At 45.2% G+C, this 23,103-nt stretch carries 20 protein-coding genes and 1 pseudogene; 15 read left to right on the top strand and 6 right to left on the bottom strand.

What is annotated here, in order from left to right; translation table 11 throughout:
• Positions 1–28 precede the first annotated feature (28 nt).
• Complete coding sequence (locus tag K339_RS0124975; protein WP_028526050.1) at positions 29–1,039, top strand: WD40/YVTN/BNR-like repeat-containing protein; 1,011 nt, start codon at positions 29–31, stop codon at positions 1,037–1,039.
• On the opposite strand, the gene K339_RS0124970 is transcribed toward K339_RS0124975, so the two are convergent.
• Positions 1,033–2,448, bottom strand: a complete 1,416-nt coding sequence (locus K339_RS0124970; RefSeq protein ID WP_037301872.1) for a prenyltransferase/squalene oxidase repeat-containing protein — start codon at positions 2,446–2,448, stop codon at positions 1,033–1,035. The genes K339_RS0124975 and K339_RS0124970 overlap by 7 nt on opposite strands.
• A 249-nt stretch (positions 2,449–2,697) precedes the next feature.
• Between K339_RS0124970 and gldJ the strand changes: the two genes are divergently transcribed.
• From gldJ to K339_RS0124940, 6 genes and pseudogenes are all read left to right on the top strand, one after another.
• Positions 2,698–4,002 (top strand): gliding motility lipoprotein GldJ, encoded by a 1,305-nt coding sequence (gldJ, locus tag K339_RS0124965; RefSeq protein WP_028526048.1) that lies wholly within the window; start codon positions 2,698–2,700, stop codon positions 4,000–4,002.
• A gap of 295 nt (positions 4,003–4,297) precedes the next feature.
• Entirely contained in the window at positions 4,298–6,865 is a 2,568-nt protein-coding gene (locus K339_RS0124960; protein ID WP_028526047.1) for a TonB-dependent receptor, read from the top strand.
• Positions 6,866–6,930: 65 nt separating this feature from the next.
• Complete coding sequence (locus K339_RS34730) at positions 6,931–7,812, top strand: sulfite exporter TauE/SafE family protein (RefSeq protein WP_051398238.1); 882 nt, start codon at positions 6,931–6,933, stop codon at positions 7,810–7,812.
• Between the two features lie 11 nt (positions 7,813–7,823).
• Positions 7,824–9,050, top strand: a complete 1,227-nt coding sequence (locus tag K339_RS0124950) for a sterol desaturase family protein (RefSeq protein ID WP_028526046.1) — start codon at positions 7,824–7,826, stop codon at positions 9,048–9,050.
• A gap of 6 nt (positions 9,051–9,056) precedes the next feature.
• On the top strand, positions 9,057–9,659 hold the full coding sequence (locus K339_RS0124945; protein ID WP_028526045.1) for a redoxin domain-containing protein: 603 nt from the start codon (positions 9,057–9,059) through the stop codon (positions 9,657–9,659).
• Between the two features lie 9 nt (positions 9,660–9,668).
• A pseudogene (locus K339_RS0124940) lies at positions 9,669–10,526 on the top strand (family 2A encapsulin nanocompartment shell protein); the annotation flags it as partial.
• On the opposite strand, the gene K339_RS38135 reads toward K339_RS0124940, so the two are convergent.
• Positions 10,518–10,580 carry a hypothetical protein gene (locus K339_RS38135; RefSeq protein WP_374754684.1) on the bottom strand — a complete coding sequence of 21 codons (63 nt, stop codon included), beginning with the start codon at positions 10,578–10,580 and terminating at the stop codon, positions 10,518–10,520. The pseudogene K339_RS0124940 and the gene K339_RS38135 sit on opposite strands and share 9 nt — an antisense overlap.
• On the opposite strand from K339_RS38135, the gene K339_RS0124935 reads away from it, so the two are divergent.
• The 8 genes from K339_RS0124935 to K339_RS0124900 all read left to right on the top strand — a co-directional run bounded on the left by K339_RS0124935 (position 10,579) and on the right by K339_RS0124900 (position 18,804).
• Positions 10,579–12,507: a family 2A encapsulin nanocompartment cargo protein cysteine desulfurase gene (locus tag K339_RS0124935; protein ID WP_028526043.1), complete on the top strand. Its 1,929-nt coding sequence runs from the start codon at positions 10,579–10,581 to the stop codon at positions 12,505–12,507. The genes K339_RS38135 and K339_RS0124935 overlap by 2 nt on opposite strands.
• Positions 12,508–12,576: 69 nt before the next feature.
• Complete coding sequence (locus K339_RS0124930; protein WP_028526042.1) at positions 12,577–13,392, top strand: serine O-acetyltransferase; 816 nt, start codon at positions 12,577–12,579, stop codon at positions 13,390–13,392.
• Between the two features lie 88 nt (positions 13,393–13,480).
• Positions 13,481–14,293 (top strand): phytanoyl-CoA dioxygenase family protein, encoded by an 813-nt coding sequence (locus K339_RS0124925; protein WP_028526041.1) that lies wholly within the window; start codon positions 13,481–13,483, stop codon positions 14,291–14,293.
• Positions 14,294–14,333: 40 nt separating this feature from the next.
• Positions 14,334–15,128 carry an SDR family NAD(P)-dependent oxidoreductase gene (locus K339_RS0124920; RefSeq protein ID WP_028526040.1) on the top strand — a complete coding sequence of 265 codons (795 nt, stop codon included), beginning with the start codon at positions 14,334–14,336 and terminating at the stop codon, positions 15,126–15,128.
• Positions 15,129–15,136: 8 nt separating this feature from the next.
• A complete protein-coding gene (locus tag K339_RS34725) occupies positions 15,137–15,592 on the top strand; it encodes a hypothetical protein (RefSeq protein ID WP_051398237.1) in 456 nt (151 codons plus the stop codon).
• Positions 15,580–17,067 carry a tetratricopeptide repeat protein gene (locus K339_RS34720; protein WP_051398236.1) on the top strand — a complete coding sequence of 496 codons (1,488 nt, stop codon included), beginning with the start codon at positions 15,580–15,582 and terminating at the stop codon, positions 17,065–17,067. The genes K339_RS34725 and K339_RS34720 overlap by 13 nt, the downstream gene beginning before the upstream one ends.
• A gap of 53 nt (positions 17,068–17,120) precedes the next feature.
• Positions 17,121–18,356, top strand: coding sequence for a peroxiredoxin family protein (locus tag K339_RS34715; protein WP_051398235.1), 1,236 nt, complete (start codon positions 17,121–17,123; stop codon positions 18,354–18,356).
• Positions 18,357–18,369: 13 nt separating this feature from the next.
• Positions 18,370–18,804 carry a DUF4395 domain-containing protein gene (locus tag K339_RS0124900; protein ID WP_028526039.1) on the top strand — a complete coding sequence of 145 codons (435 nt, stop codon included), beginning with the start codon at positions 18,370–18,372 and terminating at the stop codon, positions 18,802–18,804.
• Between the two features lie 307 nt (positions 18,805–19,111).
• On the opposite strand, the gene K339_RS0124890 is transcribed toward K339_RS0124900, so the two are convergent.
• The 4 genes from K339_RS0124890 to K339_RS0124875 all read right to left on the bottom strand — a co-directional run bounded on the left by K339_RS0124890 (position 19,112) and on the right by K339_RS0124875 (position 23,088).
• On the bottom strand, positions 19,112–20,404 hold the full coding sequence (locus K339_RS0124890) for an O-acetylhomoserine aminocarboxypropyltransferase/cysteine synthase family protein (RefSeq protein WP_037301870.1): 1,293 nt from the start codon (positions 20,402–20,404) through the stop codon (positions 19,112–19,114).
• A complete protein-coding gene (locus K339_RS34710) occupies positions 20,388–21,617 on the bottom strand; it encodes a cysteine desulfurase family protein (protein WP_064751014.1) in 1,230 nt (409 codons plus the stop codon). The genes K339_RS0124890 and K339_RS34710 overlap by 17 nt, the downstream gene beginning before the upstream one ends.
• Positions 21,618–21,874: 257 nt before the next feature.
• Positions 21,875–22,339 (bottom strand): hypothetical protein, encoded by a 465-nt coding sequence (locus tag K339_RS0124880; RefSeq protein WP_157607737.1) that lies wholly within the window; start codon positions 22,337–22,339, stop codon positions 21,875–21,877.
• Positions 22,340–22,470: 131 nt separating this feature from the next.
• Complete coding sequence (locus tag K339_RS0124875; protein WP_028526036.1) at positions 22,471–23,088, bottom strand: YceI family protein; 618 nt, start codon at positions 23,086–23,088, stop codon at positions 22,471–22,473.
• Positions 23,089–23,103 lie beyond the last annotated feature (15 nt).

The raw sequence follows: 23,103 nt of genomic DNA, 5'->3' as shown, positions 1-23,103 counted from the left end.
TTTTGCAGGAAAGAAAAAACTCGTATAGTTGAAATTTACAGCCCAAATAACGTCTATCATCCTCCTACTCTTAACCGCCTTGGCCGTTTGTGCCCAAGAGGTTAATATCCAAGTTCTCCAACAAGGAACGTCCTTTAGTGACTCTTCTTTTTATGATATTATTCCCGTTGCCAACCAATTTTGGATTGGCGGAAAATACGGCACCCTCAAAGCCAGCGACGCCCACGGCCAATTATCCGACATTTCGTACCCCAACCAACACGTTGATATTTATAAGTTTGACCGCTTCGACGACCAAAATCTGATTGCTTGCGGCGACAAGGGAGTGATTTATAAACACAATTTAGTGTCAAAAACGTGGGAAGTAATACGGGTGAAAGGCTACGAAAAAGCTTGTTTTTACAACATGGCCGTCGTCAACGACTCAACGGCGTTCATCTGCGGTGGCAATTCGGCCATTGCCCACTCTCAGAAAACCGTTCCTTTGGGTTTTATTCTCAAATCCATTGACCGTGGTCGCACTTGGAAAAAAGTCTATAGCAATCCTTTTCAAATGGTTTGGTGCGTTAAGTATAATCCTCATAATCAGCAAGTATATGCCTTGATGTACACCCCAAACAAGACTTTTTTGTACGCCCTGTCAAACGACCAATGGAAACGTCAGGAAAAAATAGGCAATAGTATTTTTCACGAAATTCAGTTTGACAGCCCGTCCCAGTACGTAGCCATGGGTGGGTGGATTGGTAAAAAAGGGCGGGTTCATCGTAATCGCCAGCGTTCCGAAATCCCACTTTCGGGCTTGGTTTGGGGGCGCGTGACCAACCACAAATACGAGCTCTATACTGCCTGTAACGGCCAAATTTTATTGGGCGACAACGCAGGAAAATATAAACGTTTTGGCATAAAACTCAACGACCAATTTAGCATTTACGAAGCCGTTTTTACTTCCGAAAACACCGCATTAGCCATCGGTAGCGCCCAAACCCTGCTTAAAATCACCATTCAACCCGCACCTCCCACTGTAGGAAGCGCTCAATAAAGTTGGAGGAATTTCTGAAATCCCAAGGCAATCAGTGCCGTTGTGTAGGCATCGGATGTAAAGTACAGCACATTGCGCACCACCGTTCCTCCCGAAAAAAACACGCCCCCTTTCCAATAAATTTGGTCTTTTTCCTGCTGTTTTTGGCGACTTAAAAACTGCACCAACAACCCTATTTTTTCTTTAGGCACATCGACTCCTGCTTCTTTAAAATACAACAGTGCCAACAGCGCATAAGCCGACGACTGCACCACATCTCGGTGATTTACTTTTCGACGACTCCGAAAACTTCCATTGTCCCGCTGCGACGCCACGAGGTGACTTAACATGATTTCGGCGGTTGGTCGTAACGAAGAATCGCCCGCAGCCAACGCTTTTGCGACCGCATAATGAAAATGGTAGCGATTGGGATAATACGTCGCCGCTCGCCGCCAGCGCTGCATTTTTGCCTGGTGTTCAATAAAATTTTTTGCCCCTACCCTCCCTCGGCTTTGGGTCAGTTCTCCTTTTTTTGCCAAATAAGTCAGTACATTGGCATTCACCACGGCGTCGAGGTCGTTGGTACCGTACGGAATGTAGGGTTGATAAGGCGTTGGGTAACAAATACTGCTTTTTAGAAAAAACGTCTGGTTGTGTCCAATCGTTTTTAAGATATTCCAACGCTTAAATTCCGCCTCCTTTCCCAGCCAAGTCATGTAAGCACTTGAGTTAGGGATGCCATTAAATAGGTAATTGTACCAATGGCGATTTTTACGATTTTCGTCCAAAAACGCGTCAAAAAGCCGATGACTTACCAAGCTGTCATTCGTTCCAAAAATGCGGTTGTGGTACCAAATCGCCAAGTTCCCCGAAGCCGTATCATCGGCATCATTTTCGACGTTGGCAGCATTATTGATATAGCGAGAATTTAATTTATACTGCGTTGGGCGCCGCACTAAGGGCACAGGTTGCGGTTCTGCCCCGTGCTGTAAGTCACGATTGGGTGGCAATTTTTTCCAAAAATTAAATTCCAAATGAGTCGCGTACGAACAAATTTCGGGGTAGGCTTTGAGCAGCATGGGGCGAATTTTTTGCAAAGCGGTGTCCGACAAATACATTTCAGCCAACAGGTTATGAATACCTATTGTGGTAAAACTGTTTGAGTCTCGGTACTTGTGGCGTGTACCTAACAAGACAAAACGCGTGTGCATTTGCATGAATGCGGGCCATTCGCCTGCATATTCTTTGCCCTCAATGGTGAACGCACATTGGCTCTTTTCCAAATAGTTAAGGGCAAATTTCACTTCCAACGCAATCGAATCGGGTGTTTGGGCGTTAGTTGTGGTACTTGCCCCCCAACAAATGATGCCAAGCCAAAAGTAGCGAAACTGCAAACAGCGTAGGTGTGACAGAGGAAAGCGAAGAGACATTTTATTGAAAATCTTTTTTTACTTATGACAATACGGTCAAAATAGGATTCGTTATTTGAACGGAAAAACAAGAAAAATGGCCTTTTTGAAGTTTGGCAAAGTTATTGATAGACAACAAATCGACGGATTCTTAGTTCTTTTAAGGCAATAATTGTACTTTTGCCGAGTTAATAAACAAACATTTCAGGTACAAAAATTCGTAATTAACGATTACAAGGATAACTAATAACGATTAACTATTTAATCTAAATGGTCAAATTCAGTATGAAAGCGGCGATTTGGGTGCTCTCAGCCACAGTGCTGTTCAGTGCTTGTAAGTCGAAACAACCTTCAAGCCTCAATCCAGGCAAGAAAAGTACAGCAACGAACGTGGATTTTGCTACCAAAAACGGTGGCAAGTCTAAAAAAGGGAAGAAAGGTGTTGCAGCAACGTCTGCCGAACCAGAAGGCTTCGCAGTAATGCCTTACAAATCGCAAGTGGTAGGTCCTAACCTTGTGTTTATCGAAGGAGGTCGTTTTACCATGGGGGCGTTGGAAGAGGATGTGATGAACTCTCGTGACAATCGTGAGCGTACGGTCAGTGTACAGTCTTTCTACATGGATGAAACCGAGATTACCAACCTCAACTACCTCGAATACCTCCATTACGTACAGCGCGACTCATCGGCTGAGGTAGCCTCTAAAGCACTTCCTGACACAACGGTTTGGTACGATCCTTTGTCGTTCAACGACTCGTACGTAACGTATTACTTCCGTCACCCAGGTTTCCGTATGTATCCTGTGGTGGGCGTTTCGTGGGTGCAAGCAAACGACTATTCTATCTGGCGTACAAACTTTGTGAACGATAACCTAGCTAAACAGGCTACGGGCAAACCAAAGAAATCGTCGCTAGGTGGTAAGAAGAAAAAAGGCCAAGCCATGGCTGAGTCAGAAGCATTGATGAGCACCAACGCTCGTCCTGCGGTAGAAAGTGGCTACGTGCTACCGAACTATCGCCTTCCAACCGAAGCGGAGTGGGAATATGCCGCCAAAGCAATGATTGGTACACAGTACGCCGATGAAAACCAGTCGAACCAACGTATTTACCCTTGGGATGGCTCTTCACTCCGTAACCCACGTGGCAAACACAAAGGAGAAATGATGGCCAACTTCAAGCGTGCCAAAGGAGACTATGCGGGTATTGCTGGTAAGTCAAACGACGGTGCCATTATCACGGAAGAGGTTTATAAATATCCTGCCAACGACTTTGGTTTGTACAACATGGCTGGAAACGTAAACGAATGGGTGTATGACGTTTATCGCCCGTTGTCATCAATGGACTTCAAAGACTTGAACCCGTTGCGTCGTGATGGTTTCTTGGACGAAGAAAAACGCTATGACGTAAAAGGTAACAACTCAGTAATCAACGACAAACTCCGTGTGTATAAAGGAGGCTCTTGGAACGACGTAGCTTATTGGTTGTCGCCAGGTACGCGCCGTTTCTTATCACAAGATTCTTCGACGGCTATGATTGGTTTCCGTTGTGCAATGATTTCGACAGGTAGAAATAAGTAGTAATTAATTTTATATTTTTACACGAAAAGAGGCGGCTGAAAAGTCGCCTCTTTTCGTGTAAAGCCTGTTGATTATCAAGCACTTTAATTAAATCACCTAATCTATATAAAAAATATTTTTTATAAAATGTTTGGATTTAACTAATCGCTGTTAGACCTTTGCGACCAGCAACAATGGCCAGAGAAAAAAATCTCTGGCCATTTAAAAGTCCTAATAATACATATATTCGATAGGGTATAAGTATTTATTTAAAAACACATAACAACCACCAAAAACTGTCCAATTCACCACGATTATGAAACACGTTTTAAATGTACTTTATTCGATAGGCTTACTATTTATTGTAATTCAATCGAAAGCGCAAAACACCCCCATTATTAATGCTACCTTATCAGGAACCGTCATCGATGCCGTCACCAACGAACGCCTCATTGGTGCTTCGGTCTCTATCAAGGGAACAACCAACGGTGCTTCTACCGATGCTAACGGTGAGTTCAGACTCGTTACGGGACAAAAACTTCCATTTACCCTCATTGTCACTTACATTGGGTACAAAACCCGCGAACTTATCGTCAACGAACCTAAAGTTGAGATTCGTTTGGAAGCAGGTTCTAACCAACTTGAAGACGTGGTGGTTACCTCGCGTCGTCGTCAAGAGTCGGTGCAAGACATTCCCATTCCGATTTCGGTAATACGCGGTGTATCCGTTGAAGACCAAGGTGCATTCAACGTCAACCGTTTGAAAGAATTGGTACCCACTGTTCAGTTTTATGCCTCAAACGCCCGCAACACTACCCTCAATATCAGAGGATTAGGTTCAACATACGGATTAACCAACGACGGAATCGACCCTGGGGTTGGTTACTACGTTGATGGTGTTTATTACGCTCGTCCAGCAGCTACTGCCCTTGATTTTATTGACATCGACCAAGTAGAAGTACTTCGCGGGCCACAAGGAACATTATTTGGAAAAAATACCACTGCGGGTGCGTTCAACGTAACCTCACGCGCTCCTTCTTTTGACCCAACCGCCAGCTTTGAACTTAGTTACGGAAATTACGGCTACATTCAAGCAAAAACTTCAATCTCAGGCCCATTGAGTAAAAAACTAGCGGCAAGGGTTTCATTTTCGGGTACGCAAAGAGATGGATTGTTTTATAATACTCGCACCCAAACCAACATCAATGACATCAACAATATCGGCGTCAGAACACAGTTTTTGTACAAACCAACTGAAAAGATAAACATCACTTTTATCGCCGACATCACCGACCAAAAACCAGTGGGATACGGCTGGCCAGTCGCCAAAGTAGTCACTACCCAACGCGCAGCTTACCGTCAATTCAACGCCATCATTGCCGATTTGAATTATAAATTGCCTTACCAAAGTGCCTTTGAAAGAATATTAGACTTAGATACGCCGTCAAGAGCTGGCAACCAATTAGGTGGATTGTCCTTGAATGCAGACTTTAAAATCGGTAAAGGAACTTTGACCTCAACAACGGCTTGGCGTTATTGGAAGTGGGATCCGCTCAACGACCGTGACTACACTGGCTTGCCTTCTTTCACCATATCATCAGGAACCTCTGCCCATGACCAGTTTTCGCAAGAATTCAGATATTCAGGAAAAATCAATGACAAACTCAGCGGTGTAATTGGTGCTTTTGGTTTGTGGCAAGACCTAAGAACAGACCCAGTGCATACCGAAGAAGCAGGTTCAGCACAGTGGCGTTTTGCCCAAAGCTCTACCAGTGCGCTTTGGAAAACTCCTGGCTTGTTTGATAATTTTGGTATCAAAACTACCTACGGCATCAAGTCATCCAGCGTAGCATTATTTGCGCAAGCTGACTGGTCAATCACCGACAAATTGCACATCTTACCAGGTATTAGATACAACAACGACACCAAGAAAGCCAACTACAGCCGCGTTACCTACGGCGGCTTACAAACCACCGATGCCGCTTTATTGGCCCTCAAAAACGGCGTATATAGCAACCAAACCTTTGATATTGATGCCTCTGAGGGTAATTTTTCTGGCCAGTTAACGGTACAGTACAAATTCAACAAAAACGTCAATGCTTTCGGTACGTATTCACTGAGCTATAAACCAATTGGTGTCAACGTAGGTGGTTTGCCAACGGCAAGCGGTCGGGTATTGACGGAATTGGCGACTGTTAAACCAGAAGCAGTTTCTCACCTTGAATTTGGGGTAAAAACCAAGCCTTCTGCCAACTCCGTGTTGAACATCGTATTTCACAATACCGACATAAAAGATTACCAAACGCAAGTACAAACCCCTGAACCTGGGGTAAACAGAGGGTACTTGGCCAATGCAGAACGTGTAAGAGTAATTGGCTTGGAAATAGATGGAAACATCAAAGCAAACAATCACATCTCATTTACGGGTGCTTTTGCTTACACCGACGGAAAGTACGTGAAATTTACCAACGCTCCAGTTCCTATTGAAGAAGTAGGTGGCCCTCAAGCTTTCAAAGATGTTTCAGGAGGTCAGTTACCAGGTATTTCAAAATACGCAGGGTCGCTTGGTACCGAAATTACGGGCAAAGGAAGTTTATTGGGACTAAAAGGCAATTTCTTCGGTGGTCTTGATGTGTATTACCGCTCTACATTCTCGTCAAGCCCTTCTCCTTCGGCTTTCTTAGACATTGAAGGCTACGCGTTGCTCAACGGCCGAGTAGGTTTCAGGGCATCAAATGGCTTGTCTATCTTTATCTGGGGAAGAAACTTAGGTAACAAAGACTACTACGAGCAGCTTTTGGTAGCGCCAGGAAGTGCTGGACAAATTGGGGGTATTTTGGGTGATCCACGTACCTACGGCGTAACGCTTCGATACACGCTATAATCTCACCGTATTTTGAACGAGGGTTTCATTTTTGACCCTCGTTCAAACCTTAAACAAACACAACCATGGCACAGACATCCGTTCAAAAGAGAGTATTTGGAGGTGATTACCTTCTCTTCGGGCTTTTTGCTTTTATCTTAGTAGCCGCTGTGGGTCTGGGAGGATGGCAGCTTTGGGGAGCCAACCTGAAACTGAGTTTTGAGGACTTATTTACCTCCGAAACCCTCCTTTTTATTGGAGCAGGTTTTCTGGCCCAAACCATTGATGGGGCTCTAGGAATGGCCTACGGCATCAGCTCTACTTCACTGTTGTTGAGCTTGGGCGTGCCTCCCGCAGCTGCCAGTGCGAGTGTACACATTGCGGAAGTTTTTACGAGCGGTGCTTCGGGCTTGTCGCATTGGAAGTTTGGGAATGTCAACAAAAAACTGTTCAAACTTTTGCTCATCCCAGGCATCATAGGTGCTGTAACGGGTGCTTATATTTTGAGTTCGTTTGATGGCAATTTGATTAAACCCTACATTTCCATCTACTTACTTGTGATGGGTGTCATCGTCATTCGTAAAGCCTTGGGTAAGAAAAAAGCCAAAACAAAAACCAAATACGTCGGGCCGTTGGCACTCCTTGGTGGCTTTGTCGATGCTGTAGGAGGCGGTGGCTGGGGGCCTGTTGTTACCTCTACCTTGATTGGTAGCGGACGTGACCCTCGCTATACAATTGGTTCGGTCAATACCGCAGAGTTTTTTATCGCAGCCGCTGGAGCTGGAATGTTTACCCTAATGATTGGCATTGATAACTGGCGTGTCGTTATCGGGTTGCTTCTTGGAGGTGTTATTGCTTCTCCTTTTGCCGCTTATGTTTGCGGGAAAGTAAACCCCAAAATCTTAATGGTGATTGTTGGAATCGTTATTGTACTTCTTAGCCTACGCAATATTTTGACTTTGTTTTAATGCTCAACGCCATGAACATCAACATCTTTGCTTTTGCTGTTCCCCTTTTCTTATTTTTTATTGCATTAGAATACTTTATAGCTAGAAAAACAGGGAAAAAGTATTTTCACTTTAATGAAACCATTGCTAACCTCAACGTTGGGATTGCCGAACGCTTAATTGACCTGTTTACCGCAGGAGGTTTTTACTTTGTCTATGACTATTTGCATCAACATTTTGCACTACTTGACATCCAACCGACACTGCTTCATTGGATTCTTTTATTGTTGTTTACTGACTTTTTGTGGTATTGGTACCATCGGCTCGGCCATGAAGTAAATATTTTTTGGGCGGCCCACGTCGTACATCACCAAAGCGAAGATTTTAATTTAACTACGGGTACCCGAATCACCATCATTCAGGCGGTAGCCCGAACATTCTTTTGGACCATCATTCCCATCATCGGTTTTCCAGCGGAAATGATTACGGTCGTACTTATCATTCACGGAATTTATCCCTTTTTTACGCATACACAGCTCATTGGAAAACTAGGAATCTTAGAATATATTTTAGTAACGCCGTCGCACCACCGCGTTCACCACGCAGCCAATGAACAGTATCTCGACAAAAACTACGGAGATATGTTCATCATTTGGGACAAATTGTTTGGAACGTTTGCCAAGGAAACCGAGGCGCCAGTATATGGCTTGACAAAACCACTCGGAAGTCACAGCTTTTTATGGCAACACTTTCACTTTTTTGTCGAACTAGGACTTGCCGTGACATCACAAAAAGGGTTCTGGAACAAACTAAAAGTCGTATTTGGGAAACCTGCCGAGTTTGATGAACGAATGAGGTCAAAAGCGGAAATCCTTTTTTTATCTCATCGAAAAGTACAAGCTCCCACGCACCGATTTAAGGGTTATGTACTGGGTCAAATGGCTTTTACGCTCTTTTTACTCTTTTGGTTTTTGTTGCTAGAACAATACGTTCCGCTGCCAGTGCAGCTCGCTATCTCTTTATTTATTTTATTGACTCTGGTCAACAGTGGTGCCATTTTAGAACAACGCCGATGGGTATTTTACCTCGAATACCTACGGATTGGTAGTTTGATGAGTGTCGTTTATTACTACTACCCTAGTCCGACCACTTTTGTACTTTCGGCGGGCTTGTTGGTAGCCGCATTGATTTACCTACGAAGTATCGAACGCCAATACCTACGCTTACTCTACGGAAACATTTACCTCCCAAATTCTTAATACAACATGAGAGCCATCATAAAAAACATTGGAGAAGATTATTTTATCTCGTCATTACCAACTTCTTATCAAAAAGTACAGCCCGTAAAAAATCGCGGACTTCTCCCCAACATTCGGGTCAATGCGGAGGTAGGTGTATGGCAAAACTTGCCCGTCTATTTGGAATCAAATAGTTTTTTCTATCTGCACGATTTGCTAAACGAAGGCCCTTTGGTACTAAGTACATACAGTCCTGCTTGGGAAAAATACGGCGCAACCCACCTCGACCGCCTCAACAAAGCATTTGATGCCATCTCAAAACTAGGAGCTAATATGCTCGTTATCAGCACTGAGCAATTCAAACACATTGTTCATACAGTCCAAGATTACGGCATTGAATTTAACATAGTCCAAGATTTAAACAATAAAATCAGTGAAGCGCTGGGGGTCTATTCCGAATTTGAACCCGTTTGGGACCGCATTGCGGGGATTTCGGAAGATGTACCTTTCCCTGCCACATTTGTCATAAGCCGAAACCGATACATCGTCTATGACTACGTTGACAAGGACTTTGAATATGCTGTATCAGAAAAAGAAATTGAACGGGCCGTAAAAATCGCATTAAAATAAATCCATCTTATGTCAGACACATCCAACAAAAACAAACAAACGGCATTAGGCGACGTAGCTGCTAGGCAACTGGCGATTGCGACCCGCACCGTGCCGCAAATGGTGACCATCACCCCTCGTTGGCTAACCCGCCTTTTGAACTGGGTTCCTGTAGAATCAGGCGTTTATCGTCTCAACAAAGTCAAAAACGCCAACAGCGTTGAAGTCGATTGTTCAGCACGCGACGAACGGGTTCTTCCCCAAACATTTGTCGATTACATTGATAACCCTCGGGAGTATAACTTGTCGGCCGTACAAACCATTGTCGATGTTCACACCCGCGTTTCTGATTTGTACAGCAAGCCTTACAATCAGATTTCGGAGCAGTTGCGCTTGGCGATTGAAACCATCAAAGAGCGCCAAGAGAGCGAACTCATCAACAACAAAGAATACGGTTTGCTGCACAGCGTCGTTCCGTCGCAAGTAATAAAAACCCGCCTCGGAGCCCCAACTCCCGACGATTTGGACGAGCTAATTGCCAAAGTTTGGAAAGAGCCTGGGTTCTTTTTACTTCATCCGTTGGCCATTGCCGCTTTTGGTCGTGAGTGTACCCGCCGTGGCGTACCACCGCCAACAATTTCCCTTTTTGGTTCACAATTTATCACTTGGCGGGGCATTCCGTTGATTCCTTCGGACAAGCTTCCTATCCAAAACAATAAAACCAAAATCATTTTGCTTCGCACGGGCGAAAGCCGTCAGGGAGTAGTAGGGCTGATCCAACCTGGATTACAAGGCGAGCAAACCCCTGGACTTTCGGTTCGTTTTATGGGCATCAACGACAAGGCCATCGCCTCTTACCTTGTTTCACTTTACTGCTCGTTAGCAGTATTGGTGGACGATGCCATTGCAGTTTTGGAAGACGTTGAAATCGGCAACTACCATGAGTACAAGTATTAATACCTCGACAGGACTGCCCGACGTAGCAGCGTTGGAAGCACTGGCAAATCAGTTTTTTGCTGCTTTGCCAGGCGAGCATCCGATTGCGCAAGGGTTTGCCAAACAGGCGATTCATGCCCTTGCACCTGTTCACGCAGGAGCTCCCAATGAGGTTCCTTTCTATTTTGCAGACGGCGCACCCGCGCCGCCTGCCCTAGGGGGAATTGGAATTTCACCGACCCTGCACGACCCAACGGCTTTTGTCGCTGCTGGTGCAGAACCGACATCACCCCACGTGGTTGAACCTGCCAGCATTAGCTCAAACGGTGGGCGAATTCCTAGCTCCGTAGCGGGAAGCGGTGCATCGCCCTCAGCGATTCAGCACGGCAACAACATTAATCTGGAGAATCCACAAACCAGTTTTCCCGACGAAAACTTAAAAAGTGACGCTATCCCTTCCTCCATTGGTTCGGGAAGGGAAACACCCCCAGAACAGTTGCCCTACCAATCCCATTTTTCGTTTGAATCCGAATTACAAAAGGCATTGGAAGCGCTTTCGGGCACAAATCACGTTGCTTCAATCCCTCAAAAAGACAGCCCTTACTATTTTCTTTCGGGCAATGCTTTGCATGGGTTAGAGGGTGGTTTCGTCCCACAACTGCCTTCTGTATCTCAAACATCCCCCTCCAGCACTAGCTTACAAACAGCGCCCAAATTCCCGTTAGACGCCGCGCTCATCAAAAGAGATTTCCCCATTCTTCAGGAAACTGTCAACGGGAAACCCCTCATTTGGTTAGATAACGCGGCTACGACCCAAAAACCTAAGTTGGTCATTGATCGTTTGAGTTATTTTTATGAACACGAAAACTCAAACATTCACCGCGCTGCCCACGAGTTAGCTGCTCGCGCTACCGATGCCTACGAAGCCGCCCGCGAAAAAGTCAGGGCGTTTTTGAATGCAGCTTCGACCAACGAAATTGTATTTGTGCGGGGAGCAACGGAAGCGATTAATTTGGTGGCTAAAAGTTTTGGAGAACAATTTATTAACGCAGGTGACGAAATAATTGTCAGCCACCTTGAGCACCACGCCAACATTGTGCCTTGGCAGCAATTGGCGCAGAAAAAAGGCGCACGCCTGCGCGTAATTCCCGTGGATGATGACGGACAAATAATCTTAGAAGAATACGTTAAGTTGCTCAATTCGAGAACCAAACTGGTTTCTTTTACGCAAGTTTCCAACGCCTTGGGAACGGTTACTCCTGCCAAACAAATCGTTGAACTCGCTCATCAAATTGGAGCAAAAGTTCTCGTCGATGGGGCACAGTCCGTTTCACACATGAGCGTGGACGTTCGCTACTTGAACGCCGACTTTTTTGTCTTTTCGGGCCATAAAGTCTTTGGGCCAACGGGTATTGGCGTGGTCTATGGCAAAGAAGAGTTGCTCAATCAGATTCAACCTTGGCAAGGTGGAGGCAACATGATCAAAGACGTGACGTTTGAGCGTACTGTTTACCACCCAGCTCCTTCTCGTTTTGAAGCTGGGACGGGAAACATCGCCGACGCAGTGGGACTCGGTGCCGCCATTGACTATGTCACGGGCTTAGGGATGAACCTCATTTACCAGTACGAACATCAATTGTTACACTACGCTACCCATTTGTTGAAAGACGTCCCAGGACTTCGGTTGGTAGGCACTGCTCCCGACAAAGCCAGTGTTTTATCGTTTACCTTGAAGGGGTACACCAACGACGAAGTGGGACAAGCCCTTAATAAAGAAGGAATTGCGGTTCGTACGGGTCATCATTGTGCGCAGCCTATTTTGCGGCGTTTTGGCTTGGAAAGTACCGTTCGACCTTCGTTGGCTTTCTACAACACCTGTGCCGACATCGACACATTGGTAGAAACGCTCTATCGTTTACAACATAAAAAATAACCCCAAATTCTCCACCAAACCTTATAGGTTTTTAAAACCTATAAGGTTTCTGAATTGAAACTTTTCATTATGTCTGACGTAAAGGAATTTATCGACAAACTTCACCATACGCACAAAGCCGAATGGGAAGCAACGCCCAAAATCCAAGATTCGATTGATTGGTTGACTAACCTTTTTGAGTTTCTTTTTCCCAACAATCGTTTGCACAAAAAAGCAACCTACGTGGGCATCCTCAAGAAGAATCAAATCGACCTTGAAAATATTTTATTGAGCTACTTAGATCCTACAGAAGCCGATATTGAAGGTACGGTAAATGCCTTTTATCAATCATTAGAAACGGTATATCATCATTTGCGAGCCGACGCCGCCAAAATCTATGAGTTTGACCCCGCCGCCACGAGCATCCACGAAGTAATCGTTTCATACCCTGGCTTTTACGCGATTGCTGTTTACCGCATTGCCCATCAATTAACACGCTTAAAAGTACCCGTTTTGCCACGGATTTTGAGCGAGTATGCCCACCGAAACACGGGAACGGACATTCACCCTGCTGCAAAAATTGGAGTCCCGTTTATGATTGATCACAGTACGGGTATTGTGATTGGTGCAACCGCCATCATCGGCAATAACGTTTCTATTTATCAAGGAGTTACGCTAGGAGCATTGCAAGTAGCCAAAGAGCTGGCCGAAGTAAAACGCCACCCTACGGTAGAAGATAATGTCATCATTTACGCCCGAACCACCATTCTGGGCGGAAAAACCGTCATTGGTAAAAACAGCATCATTGGAGGCAGCGTATTTTTAACCAAAAGCGTAGCTCCCAATTCGCACGTTTTTAATACCCACCAACTCCGAATCGAAGTAAAAGACGAGGTGTTTGACTAACGTTTGTTTTTAAGCCTAGCATTTTATTTTTATCAATTAATCTATAAAATCAATAGTATTGATATTTATTCAAAAACCTGATACAATTATGAAAAGATTAGACACTCAGACCTTTACATTCAACGAAAAATTGACGGAAGAACAAATCACGTTTTTCAATCAAAACGGTTTTTTGCACTTCAAAAATTTCATTGCCAAAGACGCCGTTCAGTTGTTTCTCAACGAATTCAAGCGAATTGAAGAACAAATTTTGGCCGATGGCGAACAAAAAATCAACGGAGTACCTCTCAAGTTTGGTAAAGACCTTGATGGCAGCCCGTTGGTTCAGCGAATTTGCTTTGCGTCCAAATTCAGCCCCATCCTAAGAGAATATATCCAAGACCCTCGTATCCAATCGCTTACCGCTTTAATCGGCGGCGATGCCCGCGTGGGTGAAGACGAAAAAGATGGACTGGTATTTAATCATTACGTTCGAGACAAACACAGCAAGTTTACCTCCATGGGATGGCATACCGATAGCCCACGGGACTTGTTTTTAGGACAAAAGATTCACAAAATGCTCAATATCGGTACGCACCTTGATGACTGCCTAAGCCGCAACGGGGGTCTCAAGGTGTTACCGGGTACGCACACCCAGGGCGTGTTTCAGACGCTTTTCCGCAAAAAACAATTCATCGATCACCAGCCCGATGTCAACGAAGTAGGCCTCGATATTGAAGCAGGCGATTTGACCATTCACGACGGCGACTTGTGGCATCGGGTAGAAGCGAGTGTTTTTGAGGGCGAACAGTCACGCCGTCGCGTCATGTATGTACCCATCGTGACAGGAAAATACGTGCCTAAAAATGAACATAGCAAAACCCCTTTTTACCAGCGTCTTGCGAAATATGTTGTCAAATAAGCCCCATCGCTTATCGTAATTCACTCATTCGTATTTCCCTATGAACATACCCCAATATGCCCTCGTAACAGGTTCAGCCAAAGGCATCGGAAAGGCCATCGCCAACGAACTTGCGCAGCGTCAGTACCACCTCCTCTTGGTCGATTTTGATCAAGAGGTGCTCGAATATACCCAAACTGAACTACGCGGGCGCTACCCTGCTCTTAGTGTTCACACCTTTGTGCAGGATTTATCCGAAGCGGATGCAGTCATCAACATTGAAAAATGGCTAACTCCTTTCAAAAACAAGCTAAAAGTGGCAATCAACAACGCAGGATTTGGACTGACGGGGCGATTTACCGACCTCAATATCGAGGAACAACTCAACATGGTTGATGTCAATTTCAAAGCGGTCGTTCGACTTTCGTATCTCTTTGTTTCCATCCTAAAAAACAACGGAGAGACCTATTTGCTCAACGTAGCCAGCACGACTGCCTACCAGTCTGTCCCCTACTTAGCGGTGTATGCGGCCTCCAAAGCGGCGGTATTGTCGTTTACGCGCAGCCTTCGGTTTGAGCTAAGAGAAACAGACCTTTCAGTTTCGACCCTCAGCCCTGGGAGTACCGACACCGATTTTGTCTATCGGGCCAGAATGGGTGAACATACAAAAAAAACAGCGTCCAAAGTGAATATGACGCCCGAAGCTGTAGGCAAAATCGCCATTAACGGTTTGTTCGCCAAAAAATCAGAAATCATCCCTGGTTTTCTCAACGTCCTCAATGCGCACCTACCCAAGTACGTCCCCAAAATACTGACGGAAAAGGTAGCTGCCAACATCTATGAACCTCGAAACTAACCGAACCGATGTCAAAAAGCATTCCTGTCCTTATCCCTTCCGAAATTCATAGCATTGTCGATAAGCAATATACGCAAGTACACCAGCTGCTCGGTAAACGCCTTGCCTTGATGTTTGGCTATCTCATTGCTCAATCCGCTCAAAGCGCGGTTTTCTCGGCTTTTTTTAGGAAAAACTTACTGGAATTAGGAGAAAATCCCGACCTACTAGAAGTGGAAGAAGACGAATTGCTTGTGATTTTATTTGGCTCAAAAATAGCCACCGAAGGCGGTAAAATCCCCGATGAGTTATACGAAGCCCTTACCCAACGCTACTCGCAAGAGCAAGTCATTTTGCTCGTGAGTTTTGCGACTCAATTGGTTGCCGCAACGATGTTCAACGCAACGTTGGAAGTCCAAGTCGAAGCATCGCTACAACCGTATGTGTTACCCGAAGCATTCAGAACTGAGTTATGTTTAGTATAAAAACCTATTTCGCACTTCTAGTAGCCTGTTTATCAACTATTTCTTCGGCATTTGCCGCAGATTTTGACTTTACGCCCAACCTCCAAAAAGCCCACCAAGAAGTATTTAAACTTCGGCTGGAAAGTGCAAAAAAATTGGCCGCGTCCGAAAAATCGTCCAATCCGTTTCGGGTTTACGTGGAGCATTATGCCGAAACAATTCAATTGCTCAACACCGACACCGAAGATGCTTATAATACTTTCTTAACCCACGAAGATGAACGCCTCGACGCCATCGAAGACCTCGACGAACAGTCGCCTTACAATCGGTTTTTGCGGGCTGAAATCAAGCTATTGTCGGCAGTAGTTCGCATTCGTTTTGGCAATGAGGTAAAAGCGGCTTGGAATGTGATTCAAGCGGCAAAATTGTTGGAAGAAAATCAAAAACTGTTTCCTCAATTTCTACCAACGTACAAATCGCTGGGCTGCCTGCATATTGTCATTGGTTCCGTTCCCGACAATCACCGTTGGGTACTCAAACTACTGGGTTTAAAGGGAAACATTGCTCAGGGTGTTTCTGAATTGCACCGAGCTACCAAAGACAAAGAATGGGGAAACGAAGCAATGCTTACGTCGTTTTTTATTCAAGAATTTGTTCTAAAGTTTGACGAACGCGAAAACACCGAGCTGCTCAATACAATTGAAAATCAAGCGGATAATCTGAGTTTTCATTGGTTGGCTACGGCCATTTCGCTCAAAAGTACCCGCAATGAGCAAGCGTTGAAACTGCTCAAAAAAGCACCATCTGACCCCTCCTATCCTGCACTTTCTATTTTTACGCTCTACCGCGCCGACGCCCATTTGCTCAAAGGCGACTACGCCGAAGCGAGTCGGTTATATACGCTTTACATTCGCCAATTTAAAGGGAAATCTTACCTCAAGGAAGCCTATTACAAACTAGCGTTGTGCCATTGGCTCACGGGCGATTCGACGAAAGCCCAACAATCATTGGCTCGGATTCCGTCGGTGGGGGTGGCTTACGCTGAGTCAGACAAAGCCGCCGAGAAGTTCTACGAAAGCTATTCAAAAACACACCAACTTCCGAACAAAACCCTGCTCAAAATTAAACACGCTTCCGACGGTGGGTATTACGAAAAAGCGGCAGAATTGCTGACCCAGCTCACTGAAAAAGACCTAGAAACGCCCAAAGAGCGCGCCGAGTATTATTTCCGAGCGGGCAAAGTGTTTCAACGTACGCATCAAAGTGACAAAGCCTTGGCTTCGTTTGAAAAAGCCATCCAATTGTCGGCCAAGGAAAGTTGGTATTTCGCGCCGAGTGCGTCATTGCAGATTGGTTATTACTACCAAGAAAAAGGACAACGCCAACAAGCCAAAGCCTATTTTGAGAAGGCGATTTCCTACAAAAAACACGAATACAAAAGCTCCGTTGACAGCAAAGCCCGCGCTGCACTCACTGAAATGGGATTTGATAGCTAACATTTTAACAATTAATAATCAAGCACTTATCAACTTTAAACCAGCAAAATTGTATGAAAAAGCTCACAATGATTACCGCCCTCTTTGGTGCAAGCCTTGCCCAAGCGCAAGTCGCTCCCCAACAAGGCCATTGGCGAGGTACCTTTGCCTTTCCAGCGGGGCAAGAAGCTCCCTTTAATTTTGAACTGAAAGGCCAAACCGCCTACCTACTCAACGGAACCGAACGGTTTGAACTGAAAGGTGTTACCCAAAAAGGAGATTCCCTTTTCTTTCCCGTGGAAGTTTACGACGCCGTCTTAGCCGCCAAAATTGACTCCCCAACGCAGCTTTCGGGGGCATTTAAACGAAGTGTCACTGATTCAGGCATTCCGTTTAAAGCCGAATTTGGGAAAAAACACCGTTTCTTCGAAGTCACTCCCGTAGCCAATGTTAGCTTAAAAGGCAAATGGGACGTGACCATCGGCGATGATAAAGGCAACGCCCGTCAGGTGGTGGGGGTGTTTGACCAAGTTGGGAGCAAACTAACGGGCACCTTCCTGACCACCACGGGTGATTTTCGCTATTTAGAAGGCACGGTGAAAGGAGAAGAGTTTTTTCTTTCCGCTTTTAGTGGTTCTAACCCTACCCTTATCAGAGGGAAAGTTTCGGGAAATGAGCTAACGGGGGAATTTATTGGTTTCCGAGGTAATCAAACCATTAAAGGCGTACGCAATGAAAAAGCTGCCCTTCCTGATGCCTACCACTTGACCACCCTCAAAGAAGGCGCTTCTACCCTTCATTTCGCTTTTCCTGATGCGTTTACGGGAAAAACGGTGTCGCTCAAAGACCCTAAATACCAAGGCAAAGCCGTGATTGTAACGGTACTAGGAAGCTGGTGCCCCAACTGCGTGGACGAAGCTCAGTTTTTGGCCCCTTGGTACAAAGCCAACCGCGCGAGAGGTGTTGAAATCATTGGGTTATCTTTCGAACGTAAAAACGACCCCGCCTTTGCTAAAACACGCTTGGAAGCCCTTAAAAACAGGTTTGGTGTCGAATATGACCTACTTTTTGCGGGCGTAGCCGACAAAAAATACGCTTCTTCGGTGCTGCCCGAACTCAGTGAGGTATTGTCTTTCCCAACCACCATTTACATTGATCGTTCAGGCAAAGTCACCAAGATTCACACGGGTTATACAGGCCCTGCCACAGGCGCTTACTACGAAGAATTTGTGAAAGAGTTTAACGCTGATGTGAATCAACTGCTTGCCACGGAAGCACCCAAATCAACGGCCGCAGCGGGAGGCAAATAAACGCATTATTACCATGTCAGAAATCAAACATATCGCCCAAATTAACGAATACAAAGTTCGTACCATCGCTTTTTTAGTGTTGGTATTGGTCATCGGGTACTTATTCACTGGCTGGCTGTTTTTGCCCATTGTACTGGTTGTTGATTTTGGTTTACGTGCGTTTGATGCGGGCAAGTTTAGCCCTTTGGCGCACCTCAGTGACGAGATTGTCCAACGTCTTTCTTTTCCAACCAAACCTATTTACTTTCCTCCCAAACGTTTTGCCGCACGCATTGGCTTTGCTTTCTCGGTCACAATCACCGTTTTACAAGTACTAGGTATTTCAACGATTTGGGTGGCGGGGGTCTTGGCTTTTTTTGCCGCACTTGAATCCTTGGCGGGTATTTGCGCAGGTTGCTATGTGTATGATTGGCTGTTGCCAGTATGGCGCAAAATAGGATTAGAGTAGCCTACTTTCTTGCCTGCAATAAAAAAATCCCTGAAGCAATGCTTCGGGGATTTTTGCTTTATTCAACCCACCAATTCTATACAATATTTTAGTCAGTTTATACACTCAAACGGTCTGACTATCGTCTGACCGTTTATTACGCTAAATCGGTCAGACGATAGTCAGACCGTTCCGTTAATTCAGTTTGAGGAATGGCCTTTGGAAAATAAAATTTGGGATAATTCAAGCGATTACCCCAAATTGACTCATTTCCCAAATTCCCTTTCACTCTCCCTATATAGGGCTATGAAAAAGACTCAATAAAAAATTATCCTAGGCTAAGTGCTTGACTTATATCCTCCTTGATGTCGTCGATATGTTCGATACCCACCGAAATACGCAACAAATTAGGGTCAACACCCGCCGTGCGCTGCTCTTCAGCCGACAACTGCGAATGGGTCGTAGAAGCGGGATGAATAATCAGCGTTTTGGCGTCACCTACGTTTGCTAAGTGACTAATTAACTTCAAACTGTTGACAAACTTTTCGGCCTGCTCGCGACCACCTTTTAATTTAAACGAAAGTACCCCGCCAAATCCTCGCGTAAAGTACTTTTTCGCCAGTTCATGGTAAGGATTTTCCTCCAGACCAAGGTAATTCACGCTCTCCACTTGCGGTTGGTTTTGAAGCCACTGCGCCAAAGCAAGGGCATTTTCACCGATACGTTCTACGCGCAATGTCAGCGTTTCGAGCCCTTGGAGCAATAAAAACGAGTTAAACGGCGACTGAGCAGGCCCCCAATCCCGCAAACCTTCCACCCGCGCCCGAATGATAAATTGAATGTTCCCAAAAGGACCACCTACCCCGAACACGTCATTCAGCACTAAACCGTGGTAACTAGGCGAAGGATCCGTAAACTGCGGGTATTTACCATTTCCCCAATTGTACGTTCCTGCATCCACAATGACCCCACCCATGGTAGTTCCGTGTCCACCAATCCATTTCGTGGCCGACGAGACCACTACGTGGGCTCCATACTTGATAGGTTGGGCAATCGCTCCACCTGCTCCAAATGTATTGTCAACAATAATTGGCAGGTCATATTTATCGGCAAGTTTGGCAAAAGCCTCAAAATCTGGGACATTAAAGCCTGGATTTCCAATCGTTTCTAGGTATAAAAACTTGGTTTTTTCGTCAATCAGCCGCTCGAAGGCATCCACATTATCACCATCCACAAAACGCGCTTCCACCCCAAGGTTTTTGAAAGAATTTTTAAATTGGTTATACGTTCCACCGTACAAAAATGACGTAGTGACGAAGTTATCGCCAACCGTCGTAATGTTATTGATGGCCAAAAACTGCGCTGCATGTCCCGAACCCGTAGCGAGGGCAGCAACCCCACCCTCCAAAGCCGCGATGCGCTTTTCAAACACATCGTGGGTAGGGTTCATGATACGGGTATAAATATTACCAAACTCTTTGAGCGCAAACAAATTGGCTCCGTGTTCGGCATTATTAAAAACGTACGAAGTGGTTTGATAAATAGGTACAGCCCGCGCGTTGGTGGTAGGGTCGGCGGTCTGGCCTGCGTGTAATTGTAAGGTTTCAAATTTTAGTGACATGACGATATAATACGTTTAAGGGTTCAAAAAATCGGTCATTCAAATCGTTTCGTAAGCGTTTTGGATGGAAAGTTCGGCGGTCGTTTTCGTAAATCTCGTTCAAGCTTTGGGTGACATAATCCACTTCGCCAGGCGTGTTGTATTTACTAAACGAAAAACGAATATGTTGGGCTTCGGGCGCGGCCTGAAGCGCCGTCAACACGTGAGAATCAGTGGCTTGAAGATTAGAACACGCACTCCCACCCGAGGCAGCAATGCCGTACAAATCCAAGTAACTCAGCAAAGACTCTCCTGATTTTAAGGCGGGAAACGCGACATTGAGCAACGTATAAAGGCTATTTTCCGAAGAAGCACTCTCACCGTTAAACGTACAGCCAATGCCCAAATTTTCGAGTTGTTTAATCAGGCGATTTTTGACAAAACGAATGCTCTTTTCGTGGGCCTCCAAGTCATAGTAGGCTACTTCAAGGGCTTTCCCGATTCCGACGATGGCCGCTACATTTTCCGTTCCCGAACGAAGCGAGCGCTCCTGCCCCCCGCCGTGCAACAAAGGTTTTATCTTACGCTTGGGTGAAACATACACAAAACCCACACCTTTTTGGGCGTGAAACTTGTGCCCCGACCCAACCAAAAAATCAACAGGAAGACGCTGTAAATCAAACGAATACTTACCAATTGTCTGGGTGGTATCTGATAAAAAAAGCGCTCCAGCGGCTTGACACAAATGGCCAATCCACTCCAAATCATGGAGGTTTCCGATTTCATTATTGCCGTGCATCAACGCCACCAACGAATGCGGAAATTCTTTCAATAATTGTTGCAAATGGGCTGTATCTATCTGCCCTTTGTCATCTAGCTCCACGTAATGTAGCTGGATTTTGTGCTCTTTCTGAAGCCAACGAAGGGGTTGCAGCACAGCTTTGTGCTCAGTAGGACTTGTGATGACGTGCCGAAGTTCGTAAGCATTCACCGCTGCAGTAATCACCCAATTCAAAGCCTCCGTCGCGCCCGATGTAAAATAAATAGCCTCAGAAGGCGTATTGAGTACCTTCCCAATTTGCGCTCTGCTTGTTTCAATGGCTTCGCGTGCTTGCCGTCCAAATCCATGACTGGAGGATGGGTTGCCGTAAAAAGTGGTCAAATAGGGCATCAATGCCCCTAACACCTCACGGTCGATGGGGGTAGTTGCCGCATTATCAAAGTATATTTTCATGGTGTCTGATGATTGGAATGTTAGAGTCGGGGTTTTACTTCCGACTCTTTCTCGACGTAGGTTAGGTAAGGAAATTGGTTTGATTAGTTGATGATGATTAGATGAAGTTCTTTAATTTACAGATTGAATACATTAAAATATAGCTTTTCTATTTATTGCTCCAGAGGAGCTACATCTTCTTAGAAAGAATGACCGAGGTCGTCTCCAAAGCCCCATCAGGGCGGCTGACGTTCGGTGACATCTTTCACCAGCCCTGTCTAGTTTAGAAAATGAAACGTTTTTTGAAACGGAATACTTTTTCCAGATCGCTCATTGTAAAGCGTACCTTTGATTGTTCCTGTAATGTCATAGTTAGGGTCATCCAAACGAACTTTGGTTCTAAATTCTCCCTTTTGGGTAAAATAAGTAGTCTCTGCTCCCTCTACTTCATTTTTTTGCGCAAGAGGTGCTACGGGAACAATGGTGCTCGTAACGGCAAAAGAACCGTTTTCGGCAAACTCAAATTTGGTAGGTTCTACGCCTTTTTTCGCCTTGCAATCAGACGAATAAAGCGACCAGCCTTTTTCGAGCTGAACCAAGAAAACCAGCTCTACTTCTTCCCCCATCTCAAAACCTGATTTGGCAAACTTAAACTGCCACTGTGCCACATTATCGGCATTTTGGGCAAACACCCCCAGCGTTCCTAGTAGGAAAACGAGGGTCACTAGTCCGATTTTTTTCATTTTTTTCGTAGTCATAATGGTTCAGAAAATACTCCGTCGGGGTAAAATCCCCGACGGTTATTTGAAATAACTAACCCACCTTAAATATACATACAGACTAATTTTTTGAATTAATAGACTTTCCAAGTCTATTAAAGTTTTGTTACCGACGAAGCATTCGCTACCAAGTTCACGTCAAGCGTAAAATCGTTTTCAATGGCTTTGTCGCCCAAATTTTCAAAGAAGTTGCTCGACCGATAGCGAATATCGAATTTAGTACGGTCCACATTAATCTTGGCCTGGGCAGTAAGGAGCGATTTCTCAGCTTTTACCACGGCTGGAAACCTAACTTCTTGCGTAATGCCCTTGATGGTAAGTTTCCCCACGATTTCGTAGTTGTTAGCACCTTTGGGCGTCACCGAAGAAATCACAAAACTTGCTTTGGGGTATTTTGCCACGGCAAAAAAGTCATCATTTTTAAGGTGCCCCACCAACTTTTCGTTGTAAGAAGCATCGGTAATGTCAGTTACGGTTAAGTTTTTAACGTCAATGTCAAAGTTCCCCCCTTTGAGCTTGTTATCTGCCCACACGAGGCTTCCATTGGTGATGGGAACCAAACCCGTGTGTTCTCCCGTCACTTTTTTACCCACCCAAACCAATTTACTGTTTCGGGTATCGACAGCATAAGCGCTTTCCTTTTTCGACAGACGCGCTTGCGAAACGCCTCCAAACAACATAAATGAGGCGACAACAACTGGTACTTTTTTCATGGTGTTTCCTAGTTT

Origin of the sequence: Runella limosa DSM 17973 (genome assembly GCF_000482465.1) — a bacterium.
Lineage (GTDB): Bacteria > Bacteroidota > Bacteroidia > Cytophagales > Spirosomataceae > Runella > Runella limosa.
This window is presented reverse-complemented; position numbering and strand designations above follow the sequence as displayed.